Annotated in this window: 9 protein-coding genes; 5 read left to right on the plus strand and 4 right to left on the minus strand. The window is 61.0% G+C overall.

What is annotated here, in order from left to right:
• Positions 1-113: 113 nt before the first annotated feature.
• From IPJ76_03305 to IPJ76_03325, 5 genes are all read left to right on the plus strand, one after another.
• Complete coding sequence (locus IPJ76_03305) at positions 114-1,430, plus strand: hypothetical protein (protein QQR87263.1); 1,317 nt, start codon at positions 114-116, stop codon at positions 1,428-1,430.
• Entirely contained in the window at positions 1,427-3,079 is a 1,653-nt protein-coding gene (locus IPJ76_03310; GenBank protein ID QQR87264.1) for an amidohydrolase, read from the plus strand. Before IPJ76_03305 ends, IPJ76_03310 begins: the two co-directional genes overlap by 4 nt.
• Before the next feature lie 102 nt (positions 3,080-3,181).
• Positions 3,182-5,503 carry a CotH kinase family protein gene (locus tag IPJ76_03315; GenBank protein QQR87265.1) on the plus strand — a complete coding sequence of 774 codons (2,322 nt, stop codon included), beginning with the start codon at positions 3,182-3,184 and terminating at the stop codon, positions 5,501-5,503.
• A gap of 17 nt (positions 5,504-5,520) precedes the next feature.
• A complete protein-coding gene (locus IPJ76_03320) occupies positions 5,521-7,848 on the plus strand; it encodes a CotH kinase family protein (protein ID QQR87266.1) in 2,328 nt (775 codons plus the stop codon).
• Between the two features lie 108 nt (positions 7,849-7,956).
• On the plus strand, positions 7,957-9,750 hold the full coding sequence (locus IPJ76_03325) for a SulP family inorganic anion transporter (GenBank protein QQR87267.1): 1,794 nt from the start codon (positions 7,957-7,959) through the stop codon (positions 9,748-9,750).
• 5 nt (positions 9,751-9,755) lie between these two features.
• Here IPJ76_03325 and IPJ76_03330 read toward each other — a convergent pair whose 3' ends face one another.
• The 4 genes from IPJ76_03330 to IPJ76_03345 all read right to left on the minus strand — a co-directional run bounded on the left by IPJ76_03330 (position 9,756) and on the right by IPJ76_03345 (position 16,113).
• Complete coding sequence (locus IPJ76_03330; GenBank protein ID QQR87268.1) at positions 9,756-10,982, minus strand: HD domain-containing protein; 1,227 nt, start codon at positions 10,980-10,982, stop codon at positions 9,756-9,758.
• A gap of 57 nt (positions 10,983-11,039) precedes the next feature.
• Positions 11,040-13,361: a TonB-dependent receptor gene (locus IPJ76_03335; protein ID QQR87269.1), complete on the minus strand. Its 2,322-nt coding sequence runs from the start codon at positions 13,359-13,361 to the stop codon at positions 11,040-11,042.
• 172 nt (positions 13,362-13,533) lie between these two features.
• Positions 13,534-14,781: a tetratricopeptide repeat protein gene (locus IPJ76_03340; protein QQR87270.1), complete on the minus strand. Its 1,248-nt coding sequence runs from the start codon at positions 14,779-14,781 to the stop codon at positions 13,534-13,536.
• Positions 14,782-16,113 (minus strand): AAA family ATPase, encoded by a 1,332-nt coding sequence (locus IPJ76_03345; GenBank protein QQR87271.1) that lies wholly within the window; start codon positions 16,111-16,113, stop codon positions 14,782-14,784.
• Positions 16,114-16,740: the final 627 nt, after the last annotated feature.

Raw genomic sequence — 16,740 nt, forward strand, 5'->3', positions numbered from 1 at the left:
GGGCACTATCCGTTCATCCCGTCGCGCTGCACACTCCCGACCGAGGTTGCCGCCAACAACCGAACGGTCTCCTATAAGCGACTTCCTTAGCGGCCACCTCCGTCAGGCCCCACATGCTCGGTTTCCTGCTCGCCACCGCCTACCTCGCCCTCTTCCTGCTGGCGGTCCACAAGCTGCGCTTCTTCGGTGGGCCCGCACTTGGCAAGCGGTTCCTGATGGTCGTGCTGGTGCTGAAGGTGCTGGCAGGCACGGGCGTGTGGTGGCTCTACACCTACCACTACACCAACCGCAGCGATGCCGACATCTACAAGTTCTTCGACAGCAGCGCGGTGATGTACGATGCCCTGTGGACGAACCCCGGCGACTTCTTCCGCATGCTGCTGGGCATCGCCAACGACAACGGCTACTTCGACATCACCTACTACAAGCGCATCGACCATTGGTACCGCGAGTACGAGAGCAACCTGTACAACGACGCCCACACAATGATCCGCTTCAATGCCTTCGTGCGGATCTTTTCGTTCGGGCACTATCACGTGCACACGGTGTTCATGTGTTTCCTCTCACTGGTCGGATCCGTGTGCCTGCACCGCGCTTTCCTGCCGTGGATGCAAGGCAAGGAACGGGCGCTGGCCGTGGCCGTCTTCCTGCTGCCCGGTGTGCTGTTCTGGGGCAGCGCGGTCATCAAGGAGTCGTTGCTGATGTTCGGCCTGGGCGTGTTCCTGCTGCATGTGTTCCGGTCAGTGAGCGGGCAGGGACATTGGTCATCGCTCTTCGCGATCGCGTTCAGCACGGCGCTGCTTTTCGTCCTGAAATTCTACGTGCTTGCATGCCTGCTGCCGGGCCTGCTGGCATGGGCGATTTGCGCACGGTGGAAGAAGGCGCCCGCGCTCGTCGTCTTCACCAGTGTGATGCTGGTATGCGTGCTCTTGGCCTTGAACATGCAACGCATCCTGCCGGGCTACGACCTGCTCCATCTCTTCAGCGTGAAGCAGAAGGACATGTACGGACTTGCGGCCGCCACCAACGCCGGCAGCGTGGTGTACGTACCGAAGCTCACCACGGAATGGCGGAGCTTCCTCGCGGCGGCCCCCATCGCGTTCTTCAACGCGTTCCTGGGCCCGAGCGTTTTGCTCAAAGGCGGAGCGCTTTCGTTGCCGCCCGCCGTGGAGAACCTGGTTCTCTTGGCCGCACTGGTACTTGCGATCGCGTTCCGGCAACGCACCGGCATGGACCGCGCCATGCTGCTCCTGCTCATCAGTTACTGCGCACTGCTGATGCTCGTCATTGGCTGGACCACACCAGTAATGGGCGCGCTGGTGCGCTATCGTGTGCCGCTCCTGCCGTTCATGGCCATCATCGCCCTGCTTGTTGTTGACCATCGTAGGCTTGTGGCCCGCTGGCCGAAACTGAACCTGCTCTTCCCATGACATCCCGCGCCCTCTTCGCACTGCTTGCACTGACCTTGCTCCCAGCTTGCAAGTACAACCACATCGACGGCGATCTCGTGGTGCACAACGCCCACATCGTGTCCCTCGATGCGGAAGAGAAAGTGTACCAAGCAATGGCCATCAAGGACGGGCGCATCCTGGAGTTGGGTGCCGAGCAGCAGATCCGCAACAAGTACAACGCCACGGAGACGTACAACGCTGCTGGGCAATGGATCTACCCCGGCTTCATCGACGGCCATTGCCACTTCCTGGGCTATGGCCTCAACAAGCAGAAGGTGGACTTGCTGGGCTGCACCAGCGCCGATGACCTGCTGGCCCGGGTGGAAACCTTTGCCAAAGCACACCCGGACAAGGAGTGGATCATTGGCCGCGGCTGGGACCAGAATGATTGGGCCGTGAAGCTGTATCCCGACAATGCACGTCTGAACGAGTTGTTCCCGGATCGGCCAGTGCTCCTGCAACGCATCGATGGGCACGCGGCACTGGTGAACGACGCTGCCTTGCTGAAGACCGGTCTCGATTTGAACAAACAGATCGACGGCGGCCAGATGCTTATGCGCGATGGCCGCTTCACCGGCATCCTGGTGGACAATGCTGTGGAGGTCTTCCAAAAGATCTTCGATGATGCACCTGAACCGGAGAAGCGCAAGGCCTTGCTCGAAGCCCAGCGCGATTGTTTCGCTGCAGGCCTTACCGGTGTGCATGATGCCGGGCTCGACATCGGCACCATCGAACTCATCGAGAAAATGCAGGCCGAGGGCGTGCTGAAGATGCGCATCAACGCCATGGTGGCCGACCAACCGGGCAACCTGGAGCACTTCGCCAAGCGCGGCGTCATAAAGACCGACCGCCTGCGCGTGGGCACCGTGAAGGTTTACGGCGATGGTGCGCTCGGCTCACGAGGTGCTTTGTTGTTGGAGCCGTATGCGGACGACAGCACGCATCACGGCCTCATGCTGCACCCACGCGAGCACTTCGCGGAAGTGGCGCAATGGTGCATGGCGAACAACTACCAGATGGCCACGCATTGCATCGGTGACAGCGCCAACCGCTTGGTGCTGGACGTGTACGGCGAAGTGCTGAAGCAACAGAACGACAAGCGCTGGCGCATCGAGCATGCTCAGGTGGTGGACCCGGCCGATCAGCAACTCTTCACCAAGTACAATGTGATCCCCAGCGTGCAGCCCACGCACGCCACCAGCGATGCACCTTGGGCGGGTGTACGACTGGGCGATGCGCGCCTGCCGAACGCATACGCCTGCAAGCAGCTGCAAGGTGCCATCGGCATGCTCGCGCTCGGCACCGATTTCCCGGTGGAAGCCATCGATCCGTTGGCCACCTACTTCGCTGCGGTTGAACGCACGCCGAAACTGCTGCCTTCGGACGCTCCGGGCATCTATCCCTACATGCCCGACCAAGCCCTCTCCCGTATCGATGCGCTGCGCGGCATGACCATCTGGAACGCCATCGCCGCCTTCGAAGAAGCGGAGAAGGGGACCTTGGAAGTTGGCAAGTTGGCCGACTTCGTGGTGGTTGACAGGGACCTGCTGAAAGTGAGCGCCGAGCAGCTGCGTAAGGCGCGCGTCCTTGCGACCTACGTCGGTGGTGAAGCCGTCTCCGAACGGTAGAAACCACCGGACGTCGGACAAGTCGCAGCCTTCATCGAACCCGTTTGATGCGCACTAAACCGCTCCGTTAACTCGCGGTCAATCCGCTGTTAACGGAACCTTATGCGCATCCTCTTCTCCCTTTTCCTCGCGGGCTGGGCCGCGGGCCAATTGTGCCATGCCCAGAACCTGCCCCAGATGATCAACATCAGCGACGATGGCCGCATGCTCACCACGGGCGACCAGAACAGCAAGGGCTTCTACGACGAGGACACGGTTAAGGCCATCTACCTCAGCTTCCAACAGCCCAACCACTGGACGCTCTTACAGAACAACTACAGCAGTCAGACGCCCATACCGGCCCTGCTGTCTTACGATGGCACCACCTACAGCGATGTGGGCGTGCGCTTCAAGGGCGAGACGAGCTACTTCATGCTGCCGCCCGGTTCGGAGAAGATGAGCTTCGACATCGACATGAACACCTACAGCGCGCAGGACATCGACGGCTACGAGTCGTTGAACCTGAACAACGGTTTCCAGGACAACAGCATGATGCGCGAGGTGATGTTCAGCCACCTCATCCGCCGCCATGTGCCCGCCGCGAAGGCCAACTACGTGAAGCTGTACATCAACGGCGAGAACTGGGGACTCTACGCGAACGTCCAAGGCCTCAGTGGCGAGTTCCTCGACGAATGGTATTACAGCAACAACGGCGACCGCTGGCGCGCCGCACGGCCCGACGGCCAGAACATGGGCGGCTGGGGCGACGGCACCGGCGGCCTCAACTTCCTCGGCAATGACAGCACCGACTACCAGGACTACTACACGCTGCAGAACGGCAAGACGGAATTCCCATGGGACAATCTGGTGAAGGTCTGCGATGAGCTGAACAACACGCCGCTCGCCCAATTGGAGGACTCGCTGGGCAAGTACATGAACATCGACCGTGTGCTGTGGAACCTGGCCGTGGAGAACGCCTTCGCCGATGACGACAGTTACATCCACAAGGGCAAGAACGACTACAGCATCTACTTCGAACCGGAGAGCGGCTGGATCACCACGCATGAGATCGACGGCAACAGCGTGCTTAGCGGCATGAACCTCAGCTGGAGCCCGTTCTACAACGAGAACGACGTGAACTACCCGCTGATGAACCGGTTGTTCGCCGTGCCCGCTTTGCGCCAGCGCTACCTCGCGCACTTGCGCACCGTCATCGCCGATTGCATGGACGCTACCGCCGTGGGCGCGCTGATCGATGACTACCAGGCCATGGTGGACACCATCGTGCAGAACGACCCGAAAAAGCTCATGACCTACACGCAGTTCAACAGCGGAGTGACGCAATTGGAGAACAACCTGAACACACGCCGCAATAACCTGCTCAACAACACGGAAGTTGCGCAGGTCGGGCCCTCCATAACGAGCGTGGACCACGATGTGGATGATGGACTGAACGCCTCACCGGCCGAAGGTGAAGCCGTGGACGTGCGGACCGCCGTGTCGAGCACCAGCGGCATCAGCAGCGTGACGCTCTATTGGAGCAACCGTCAGACGGGGATCTTCACGAAGACAACCATGTTCGATGATGGCGCGCACAACGACGGCGCCAGCGCAGACGGGGTTTACGGCGCGCAGATCCCCGCACAGAACGGTGGCACGTTGGTGCGTTACTACATCGAGGCCAAAGCGAACAACACTGCGTTGAGCTCGAGCTATGCACCACCGGGCGCAGAGCACGATGTGTACTTCTACCAGCACAAGTTCGCAGCCGCTCCGGCCACCGGCATCGTCATCAACGAAGTGATGGCCGACAATGTGAGCACCGCGCAGGACGAGAACAGCCAGTATGAGGACTGGATCGAACTGCACAACACCAACAACTTCACCGCGCAGGTAGGCCTGTGGTTCCTGAGCGATTCGCCGTTCGAGCCGTTCAAGTGGCGCCTGCCGGTGGGCACCGTCATACCCGCCAACGGCTACCTGATCGTGTGGTGCGATGAGGATGAGAACCAAGGGAACCTGCACACCAACTACAAGTTGAGCAACGGCGGGGAACAAGTCCTGCTCTTCAACCCCGATAGCCTGCTGGTGGACCAGACAACGTTCGGCGACATGTACCCCGATGTGTCTTGGGAACGGTTGCCCAACGGCACTGGCCCCTTCGTTTACCTGTGGCCCACGTTCGCAGCGTACAACGGGCAAGTGAGCGTGGACGAGAACGCAACGTCCAACGGACCGGTGCTCTACCCGAACCCCGCCACTGATGCGGTGACCCTCGCCAACGCGCCGACGGGCTCGGTTGTCGATGTCCTGGATGTCCTTGGCCGCACGGTGTTCACCACCACGGCCAACGGTCCGGTCCGGTTCGATGCGTCCACTTGGAGCGCAGGCACCTACACTGTGCGCTGCGAAGGCCTGGCCCTTCCCCTTTCCATTAGCCACTGATTCCTTACCCCTTCCCGATGAACTTGCGACTTGTCCCGGCGGCCTTGTGCCTTGCGCTGGGGGCCACCGCCCAGAACCTGCCCGACCACTGGTATACCAGCACCGACGGCCGCATCCTCTACACCAACGGCCGCGACAACCCCACTGGTTTCTACCGGCCGGACAGCGTGCGGGCCCTCTACCTCACGTTCCCCCAAACGAACTACTGGACGCTGCTCACCAACAACTACAACAGCCAGACACCCATTCCGGCCACCATGGTGTTCGATGGCGTCACCTACGATAGCGTGGGCGTGCGCTTCAAGGGGCAGACGAGCTACAGCCAATTGCCGCCGGGCAGCCAGAAGAAGTCGTTCGACATCAAGATGGACCAGTGGGTCGATGGCCAGGATGTAAAGGGCTACGAATCGTTGAACCTGAACAACAGTTTCCAGGACAACAGCTTCATGCGCGAAGTGCTGTACGAACGGATGATCCGTCGGCACATCCCGTCGGCCAAGGCCAACTATGTGAAGCTCTACATCAACGGCGCCAACTGGGGCCTGTACCCCAACATCCAAGGACTGGACGGCACGTACATCAAGGAGTGGTACTTCAACAACGATGGCATCCGCTGGCGCGCCGACCGACCGCCCGGAAGCAGCGGCGGCGGGCCCGGCTGGGGCGATGGCACGGCCGCACTGAACTGGCACGGTACTGACACCGCCGATTACCAGGCATACTACACCCTCCAGAACAGCGAGATCGCCAACCCTTGGGACAAGTTGGTGCGCACCTGCGATGAACTCAACAACACCCCTCTGGCCAACCTCGAAGACTCGCTCAACAAGGTCTTCAATGTGGACCGCGCACTGTGGTTCCTGGCTTGTGAGATCGCTTTCGGCGACGACGACAGCTACATCTACAAAGGCAAGATGGACTACAGCCTCTACTGGGATGCCGTGGAAGGCCGCATGAACATGCAGGAGTACGACGGCAACAGCGTGCTGGAGAACATGTCGCTCACGTGGTCGGCGTTCCACAACCAGACCAACGCCAACTACCCGTTGATGAACCGCCTCTTCGCCGTGCCAGCCCTGCGCCAACGCTACCTGGCTCATCTACGCACCGTGATCGGCGACGGTTTGGACGCCGTGCAGGTGAACCAAATGGTGAACGACTACGAAGCAATGATCGATACCATCGTGATGAACGACCCGAAGAAGCTGATGACCTATGCACAGTGGACCAGTGGCGTCACTTCATTGTTGAACAGTATCACCACACGCCGGAACAGTTTGAACGCGAACACCGAAGTGGCGCAGATCGCGCCAACCATCGGCGTGGTGGACCACATTGCGGACGGCGTGCTGAACGGCTCGCCGCAAGCAGGCAGCGTCGTTGACGTGACCGCGCTGATCACAAGCACCAATGGCATCTTCGGCGCAACGCTCTACTGGAGCCCCGGCCTTACCGGCCTGTTCAGCAAGGTGCCCATGCTCGATGACGGTGCGCACAACGATGGAGCAGCCGGTGATGGTGTATTCGGCGCGCAGGTTCCCGGGAACAACGCGGGCACGTGGGTGCGCTACTACATTGAAGCTGCCGCCAACAACGCGGCGCGCAGCGTGAAGTACAGCCCGGTGGGTGCGGAGCACGACGTGTACGTATACCAAGTGCAGGTGGCTCCAGCACCGGCCAGCGGCATCGTGATCAATGAAGTGATGGCGAGCAACGCAACGACCGCCACGGACTTCCTTGGCGAGTATGACGATTGGATCGAACTGTACAACAACGACGTGAACGCTGTGGACCTGAGCGGCTGGTTCCTGAGCGACACGCCCTTCGACCTTACGAAATGGGAAGTGCCGACCGGCACTACGATCGGCGGCAATGACTACCTCATCATCTGGGCTGATGAAGACGGCGTTCAAGGGAACGCGCACGCCAACTTCAAGCTCAGCGCGAGCGGTGAAAGCGTGGTGCTGACCAACGCCGATACGTTGTTGGTGGACCAGACCGACTTCGGTGGGCAAACCACGGACATGGGCTGGGCCCGCGTGCCCAACGGGACCGGACCCTTCACCATCCAAGGCCCCACCTTCAACGCGAACAACAACACGGTGGGCATTGCTGGGCCGGAAGTCGTGAGCCTGTCCGTATACCCGAACCCGACGACCGACCTCGTGAACTTGGTGGTCCGCAGTGGTGCGAACGAAGTGCTGGAAGTACTGGACGCCGTGGGCCGCAGCGTGTGGCGCGGTCGGGTGAACGGCGGTGTACGGATCGCCACCGCGCAGTGGAGCAACGGCACCTACCACGTGTGCATCGGCGAGAGCCGCACCAAGCTGGTGGTGATGCACTGAGCACTCCGTCTTCAACGGAAGCCCCGGCATCCATCCGTTGCGATGGAGCCGGGGTTTCTGCTTTGGTGGGAAATCGGCAAGGCCGGGGCTCTTCGTTATCCTTGCCCCATGTCCAGAAGCGCCCGGCCAACGCTCGCCAACCTGCCCACGGGTTGGTGGCGGTTCGTTCCTGCGCTGGACAGCTTGCGGAAGTACACCGCCCGTGCCCTTCGCGGCGATCTGGTTGCCGGGTTGTCCGTGGCCACCATGGCCGTGCCGCAAGCCATGGCCTATGCGCTGGCCGCTGGTGTGCCGCCGGAGTATGGTCTCTACACGGCCATCGTGATGACAGCCGTGGGGGCCTTCTTCGACAGCAGCCGGCAGTTGATCAACGGGCCCACGAACGTGATCAGCATCGCCGTGCTTTCAGCATTGGCGCCCATTGCGCTGATCGACGACAAGATCCAAGCGGTGATCCTGTTGGCGCTCATGATCGGATGCATCCAACTGTGCATTGCCTTGCTCCGCTTGGGCGACCTGTCGCGCTACATCTCGCATTCGGTGATCGTCGGATTCACCGCGGGTGCATCACTCTTGCTGGTCATGGACCAGATGAAGAACCTGCTGGGCAAAAGCCCCGTGGGCGTTGTGCACGACCATTTCCTGCAACGGTTCTGGCGAACAATGACCGATGGGGGCCCGGTGGACGTGCCTACGCTGTGGGTAGGACTGGTCTCCATAGGCCTCGTGGTCCTGCTGCGTTGGGCCAAAAAGAGCATCGGCTGGCAGCTCTTCCCCGACCTGCTGTTCACCGTGGTGATCGTTTCGGTCGGCACGCTCTTCCTGGACGTTGAAGGCATTGCCGTCGTGGGCGACATCCCGGCCAAGCTACCGTCATTCCAAGTGCCGGGCATCGACATGGTGCAGGTGCGCGAGCTCGCCCCGTCTGCATTGGCCATCGCCACACTGGGCCTGTTGGAAGCGATCGCAATGGCGAAGAACATCGCCGCGCAGAAGAAACAACGCCTCGATGAGAACCAACAATGCCTGAGCGAGGGACTGGCCAACATCGGCGGCGGTTTTTTCCAGTGCATTCCAGGCTCAGGCTCGCTCACGCGCAGTGCCATCAATGTTCAAGCAGGTGCTGTCACGCAATGGAGCGGCATGATCAGCGCTGCGGCGGTGGCGGTCATCGTGCTGCTCTTCGCCCCCTACGCACAGTACATCCCGAAAGCGTGCCTGGCCGGCATCCTCATCGTCACGGCAGTGCGCATGATCGACCTCAAGTCAGTGCGCTACCACATGAAGGCGAGCCGCTTTGATGCGGGCATCGTGGTGGCCACTGCGGTGGCGGCGCTGGCGATCAGCGTGGAGTTCTGCGTGCTCATCGGCGTGTTCATGTCGTTCATGTTGGCAGTGCCGCGCGCGGGGCGCATGCTGCTCACGGAGTTCACTGTGCGCGACCGCGTCATCGCCGAGCGCATGCCCGACGAGCACCGCTGCCCGCGCCTGCTGATGTTCGGGCTCGAAGGGGAGTTCTTCTTCGGAAGCCTGCCAAAACTGGAGCACCACCTGGCCACCATCGAGGGCCGCATGTTCGGTCGCACGCGCGTGCTGGTGATCCGCATGAAGCGCGTGCGCAACCCCGATGCGGTGTGCATGCACGCCTTCAACGAATGGGTGGAGCGCATGGAGGGCGGCGGCGTCCACGTCATAGTGTGCGGCGTGCGCGACGACCTTTACAACGCCATGCTACGCACAGGCTTCAACATGCAGCAGAGCGAAGTTTACCGGGAGCAGAAGGTGAAGTTCACCAGCACGCAGATGGCCGTGCAACGTGCCTACGAACTCCTCGGCGAGGACCTCTGCGAGACCTGTCCACGCCGTGATGCTGGACAGACCGAGCTGTATTTCCAGGTGTGATCAGCTCAGGACGCTGTAGCCCATCGCGGCCAGGCCATGTACCACTTTTCCACCGGCTTGCTGAGCGCGGCGATGCCCAGGTTGTCGCTCGCCTCGGCGATATCACGCACCCGGCCGTCTTTGTACACGAGTTCAATGCGGTCTGTCGTGGTGTCGTAAGCATTGTTCACGACACGACCGGTCAGGACGAAATGCGCAGCTTGTTCCTCTGGTATGCCGAGCGTTCGGGCTACTGCCGAACGTTTCTCCGCCACCACTTGCGGGTCGGCGGGGGCGGCTTGCAGCACGATCTTGAAGGTACGGCGCTCAACGATGTCGCTGCACAACCTGCCGAGCGCTTTGTCCGGATGGCCCGCCCAGACTTTCACCGCACCCATGATGTCGTGATCGTCCAACCGCAGGAAGTCACGGAGAACAGCCATGTCGCGGAAATCGGCCCCGGTGTGGGCTTTTAGCAGGAAGCGCTGCAAAGCCGGTGAACCGAACAGCGCCTCACCACCGGCGACAAGGGTCTTGGCACGCTTCAGTGCTTCCACCAGCATCACTTCCGCGCTCACCACGGTCTTGTGCAGGTACACCTGCCAGTACATGAGCCGCCGCGCGACGATGAACTTCTCGATGCTGTAGATGGCCTTCTCCTCCACCACCAATTTGTCATCCACTACCTCCAGCATCTTGATGATGCGGTCGCCGCCGATGACGCCCTCGCTTACCCCGGTGTAGAAGCTGTCGCGGTTCAGGTAGTCCATCCGATCCACGTCCAGCTGGCTGCTGACCAACTGGTGCAGGAAACGCTTCGGGTGCTTGTCGCGGAAAATGGCCAGACCGGTATCCAGCGCCCCGTCAAGTTCTTGGTCCAGAGCGTCCATCACCACGGCGCTCACTTCCTCGTGCCCTATGCCATCCACCAAGCTGCTCTCCAAGGCGTGGCTGAACGGGCCGTGTCCGACATCGTGCAGCAGGATCGCGATGGCCGCTCCTTGTGCTTCATCATCACTGATCGCATGGCCCTTGCTCCGCAGCGTTTCGATGGCCTGGCCCATGAGGTGCATGGCGCCAAGGGCATGGTGGAAGCGCGTGTGCAACGCCCCGGGGTACACCAGATGCGACAAACCCAACTGCTTGATGTACCGCAGCCGCTGGAACCATGGATGATCGATCAACCGCAGCACCGTGGCATCGGGCACGGCGATGAAGCCGTAAATGGGGTCGTTGAGGATCTTACGGCGCATGGTGCGGCGAAGATGCGGCCTTCAACCCAAGGCCCGGGCGGCCATCGGCCCGCGAGCTCAGAACGTGTAGCTGATCCCCGCGCTGGGCAGCAGCGGCAACTGGTCTTTGCGTTCGTTGCGCGTGCGATCGTAGTAAAAGATGTTCTGCCGGTCGTAAGCGTTGGTGACGCTGATGTCCAGCTCAACTTTCTGGTGCTCGTCGATGCGCCACGTCTTGGTGAGGCCGATGTCCAAGCGGTGGTAGTCGGGCAGGCGACGGCTGTTCAGGTCGCCCAGGAACGTGTGCAGGTCGCCGTTGGCCGTGGTGATGTCCGTGCCGATGCCACCGTTGAAGGTGAGCTCTTCGCCATAGCCCTGCGTGGGCGTGAAGGGGAAGCCACTGCCGTAGTTCCAGCGGATGTTGATCTTCCACGCATCGAACTTGCCGAAGGCCTGGCTGAGCACCAGGTTCACGTTGTGGCGGCGGTCCCAGATGGGGTTGTAGGCACGCATACCATCGAAACGATCCACGAACGTGAGCGAGTACACGGCCCACACGAAGGTGTTCTTCTTCTCATACTTCAGGAGCATGTCACCACCGTACGCCTTTCCGGTCTCCACGATGAAGTCCTTCTTCAGCTCATCGGGCTTGTCGGCGAACTGATCGTTGTCGTTGTATAGCTTGTTGCGGTTGATGTTGGTCACCTGCTTGAAGTCCTTCAGGTAGCCCTCGATGTTCAGCTCGAGCTCCGGCGTGAGGTCCACCTCGAACCCGGCGACGTAGTGGTTGGCGCGCTGCAGCGGGTCCTTCACGTCGCGTACGGTGCCGTCTTCGAGGGTCACGGTCTCAGGCAGGTTGTCGGGGCTGCTGAGGAAGCCGTAGAAGAGGTTCACCACGTCACGGTCGCTGTTGGCGGCCACCAAGTTCTGGCTGTACATGCCGGCGGCGCCTTTCAAACGGAAATCGTCGGTGACGTTCCACTTGGCAGCCAAGCGCGGCTCGGGGCTGAACACGCTGAGGCTGGCGTAGTAGTGCAGGTGCACACCGGGGTCGATGACGAGCGCGCCCTTCTTGATCTTGTAGTTGACGAAGGCGGCCAGCTCACTCGTGCTTTCCTGCTGCTGGAACTCGTTGCCAACGCTGTTGAAGAAGCTGTAGTCCGTCCTGAAGCCGAGCACCTCGATCCCGTATTTGATCTCGTTCTCGCCGCTGAAGTACTTGAAGGTGAGACCGCCGTTGAAGTTGCTGATGGAACTTGAGCGCGGGTCCAGGTCGGCTTCATCGAGCTGGATCTTGTAGTTGCTATAGGCGAACACACCATCTATGAGCACCGCGCTGCCACTGGGCACCAGCACGAAGTTGAAGCCCGCACCGTAGTTGTTCCACTTCAGGTCGCTCACCTGGCGGTACTCTACACCATCGCTGAAGTTGAAGCCGAAGAGGTTGAACTTGCTGCCGTTGCCCCCATTGAAGCTGAGCTTCCCGTAGATGTCGGTGAACTTGAAGGGCAGGCCCGCCGTGTCAACATAGCTGTAAAGGCTCTTGCTCGTCTGGTCCAGGTAGCTGTGGCGGAAGTTGAGCAGGTAACTGCTGCTGCCGCCCTTGCCATCGGTCTGCCGCTTCATTGGACCTTCCACCATGGCTTTGGCGGCGAAGGTTCCCGCGCTCACGCGGCCGCCGAAGCGGGTCTTGTTGCCGTCGCGGGTGGTGATGTCCATAACGCTGCTGACGCGGCCACCGTGCTCGGCACCGAAACCGGCCGTCATGATATCGGCATTGCGGATGATGTCGTTGTCGAACACGCTGAAGAGGCCGATGCTGTGGAACGGGTTGTACAGCACCATGCCGTCCATGAGCACCTTGTTCTGGATGGGACTTCCACCGCGCACGTAGAGCTGGCCGCCTTGGTCACCCGTGAAAATGACACCGGGTACCACTTGGATGTACTGGGCCAGGTCCGCCTCGCCACCGATGGCAGGCAGCCGTTCGATCTGCTTGGGGGTAAGCTGCGTGAGGCCCATGCGCACGTTGTTCTGCACCTCGGTCTTGCGCCCCTTCACCGTGGCTCCCTTCAACTCCTTGGCCACCTTGCTCAGGTAGAGCTTCTCGGTGAGGATCTGTCCCGCCTTCACGGTGATGCTCTTCTCCAAGCTGTCGTACCCCACCACACGCACACTGATGGTGTAGCTGCCCGGCTCCACCTTGTTCATGGAGAAGTAGCCGTTCTCGTCGGTGCTGGCGAAGTGCTTTTCACCCTTCAGGAGCACATTGGTGAACAGGAGCGGTTCGCCATTGGACTTGTCGTACACGAAGCCGCGCACCGTGGCGTACTGGGCTGGAACGGCCGTGCTGAGCAACACGAGGAACACGGGCAGGGCTCGGAGGAAGGCTCTCAACATCACAGGTTTCCTTGAAGGTCGCCAAATGTAGCCGGGCACCCCGGCCAGCAATGGGCGCCGCGTGACCGAATGAGGAGCGGTGGGATGGAAAGGGGGAGCGGCAAGAGCCATTGGCCAACAGCCAAGGGCCATTGGCTCTTTACCGCGACCAGCCAAGGTTGGAAGTGCACGCTCAATCCCTGCTCCGCAGGAAGTTGCTGCCGAACTGGTAGATCAGTAGGCCGACAAGGAAGACGGTGCTTGCCGGGCTGATCACCATATCTGTGCGGAACGCCAGCGCCACGGCCATTGCCCCGAGCACCCCCAAGAACACGGCGGCCACTTTCAGGATGCCGCGCTTTCGTTTGTGCGCGTTCAGCATGCTGCCCAGCGGGATCATCATCAGGAAGCCGAAGCCTGCGAGCGCCAGGAAGCCGGACATGCCCGTGACCAGCCAGGCGATAAGGCCCAACACGCTGGTAAGCAACGCAACGCCCGTCCATGTGCTGCTGATCGTTTCGTCGCGGTCCAAGGCATAACGACCGTACTTGTTCAGCCGCAGGAAGAGGTTACTGATGGGCACCAGCACCCATGTGCTGATGGCGAAAACCGCATAGGCAATAAGCAGCGGGTAGATGAGCGGGGCCAATGCCGGGAACCGGTCGGACAGGCCGCGCAACAATTGGTTGGCGACATAGAGCCCGATGATCAGGAACATCTGCACGTTGCCCTTCAGGTTGCTCACCCAGAACACGTAGCGCAACCACATGCGGTAGATCCAGTAGCGCGCCTTCAACGCTTCCACCATGCCCGCCTTGGCGTGATCGTTCATGGGATCGCGGCGCAGTGCCTCGCGGAAGTGCTCCATCGCCTTGCGGTGATCGCCACGGCGCAGAACGGCCCACCCGGTGTTGCTGTGCGTGTAGGGGTTCTCCGGGTCGAGCTCAAGCGTCTTGCCGATGGTGTGGTCGGCTTCTTCTTTCCGCCCGAGGCGTGCGAGGGCCTCGGTGCGCATGTTGAGGCAGCGAAGGTCCTCCGGGTCGATGGCCAGCCCGCGGTCGGCGGCTTCCAACGCACGCTGGTGTTCATTGCGGCGGAGTAGGATGAACGCGAGCGTGCCGTGGTTGCCACTGTCGCCGGGGTCCAACTGCACGGCTTCCATCGCGTGCTGCTCCGCCTTCGCGGGGTTGTCGTCCACGATCTCGATGCGGGCCAGCAGGCCGTGCGCATCGGCGCTGTGCGGGTACATGCCCAGCACCTGTTGTGCGGCGCTGCGCGCGTCGCTTACGCGGTCCTGCTGCAGGAAGACCTCACCAAGCAGTTGCAACGCCGCGGATTGCTGTGGATCACTGGCCAGCAGGTCGCGCAGCTCGCGCTCGGCATCGGCGTAGCGGTGCTGGTTGTAGAGCAGGACCGCGCGCATCAGTCGGTTGTCCTCCATCTACTTCGTGTACTTCAGGATCTCGTCGTAGAGCCCGCTTTCGTTGGCGTAGAGCGCGTAGTTCTTCGCCGTGGTGAACCACTCGCGCGTGGTGGCCTTGTGCGATCCAGCGGCCTTCAGCAGATCCTTCGTGGTGAGCGGCTCGGGCACGCCGGTCTTCATGGCGCTCTTCAACTTCTCTTCAATGGCCAGATCGATGACGGCTTTCAGATCGGCACCGCTGAAGTGCTCGGTCTTCTTGGCGATATCACGCACGGCCACATCCTTCACAGGTTTGCCCTTCAACAGGATCTCCAGGATGCTGGCGCGGCCTTCGGTATCGGGCGGTGGAACGAAGATGGTGCGGTCGAAACGGCCCGGGCGGCGGAAGGCCGGGTCGATGTGCCACGGCATGTTGGTGGCGCCGATGATGAGCAGGCCCTCGTTGTCAGCATCAATGCCGTCCATTTCGGTGAGGAACTGGTTGATGACATGGCTGCCACCGCTGTGCTTCATGTGGCCGCGGTTGGCGCCCAGCGCATCGATCTCGTCGATGAAGAGTACGCATGGCCGGTTCTTGCGGGCCACATCGAAGATGCGCTTCATGTTGCGCTCGCTCTTGCCCAGCCACATGTCCAGCACATCGCTGATGCCCATGCTGATGAACGTGGCTTTGATCTCGCCGGCCGTGGCACGTGCCATGTGCGTTTTGCCGCAGCCCGGCGGGCCGTAGAGCAGTATGCCACCACCGATCTTCTTGCCGTAGGCCTTGTACAGATCGGGGTGCAGCAGCGGTTGGATGATCTTCAGTCCGATCTCGTCCTTCACCGCTTGCATGCCGCCCACATCGGCGAACGTGACGTTGCTCTTCACGATGAGGTCACGGGCGTTGAGTTCGCCGGGAGGTCCGTCGTCGTCTCCTTCTTCTTCCGTCGCATCGCCCTGGTTTCCCGTCACCCGGAACTCTTCGTCGAGGTCGGCATCGGGGCGGTCGGGCCAACGACGGAGCAGCTGTTCATAGATGTCCATGGCCTTGTCGAAACTGCCTTCCTGCAACAGCACGCGGCTGTACAGCAGGTGCACCTCATGCTCCGGCGGACCTTGGTTATGGAGGTCTTCGAGGATCACAATGGCGGCGCTCCATTGCTGCAACGCCGCGAAGGCCTTCGCCAACCCAAGCTTGCTCTTGTTGTCCCGTGGTGAAGTCTGCAGCACGCGCTTGTATTCCATGGCGGCCTCGTCGGCTTTACCTGCCGTGAGGAGCGTCTGTGCCAGGTGCGCGCGCAGCTTGTCGTTGTCGGGGGTGATCTCCAGCGCCTCGCGCAGGTTCTGGAGCAGGTCGTTGATGTCCATGTCGGGCACGAAGGTCGGGGTTGAACCGACGGAGGATCCCGACCCTGCAGCACAAGAATGTTGAAAGAGTCCGGCTTGCCGGTCAAACCGACGACCGGGCATCAAGTCAGCCGCATGGTGATCGGGAGTTCTGGTCAGAGCTGTACACCGTCATACTGGAAGCACGAAGGGAATTTTGACCGTGATGGACCCTGACCTGCATAGCACGGCGAGAGGACAGGCCGTCGTTCGTGAGCAAAGGCCGGTCTCTTTCAGATAGGAGCCATTGACCATTGCATCACCGGCCGACAACACCACTGCATCTGAACATGTGGTCCGCGATGGCCGGTCCGAGGCCTGGATCCAGCAACCAGCGCCTCGTTGGGCATCGATAGGCATTCGTCGTCCGATAGTCAATTTGGTCGATGATATCCAAGCACTCGTCGATGAACCACTATTGACAGCCGGATGGCCATTGTTCGAGTTTCGGGGCCCTCAAGCGGAAATCCCATGAAGAACACTACTCAGCGCACAAAGCTATTCTGGAGGAATTTGGAGAAGATCGGCCGACTGGTTCCATTCATGTTGCTCTTACTGTTTTGGTCGAGCACATATGGTCAGATCGCAGTACCGTACACCGCTTCAGGC

This window comes from Flavobacteriales bacterium (assembly GCA_016699575.1).
Taxonomy (GTDB): Bacteria; Bacteroidota; Bacteroidia; order Flavobacteriales_F; family PHOS-HE28; genus PHOS-HE28.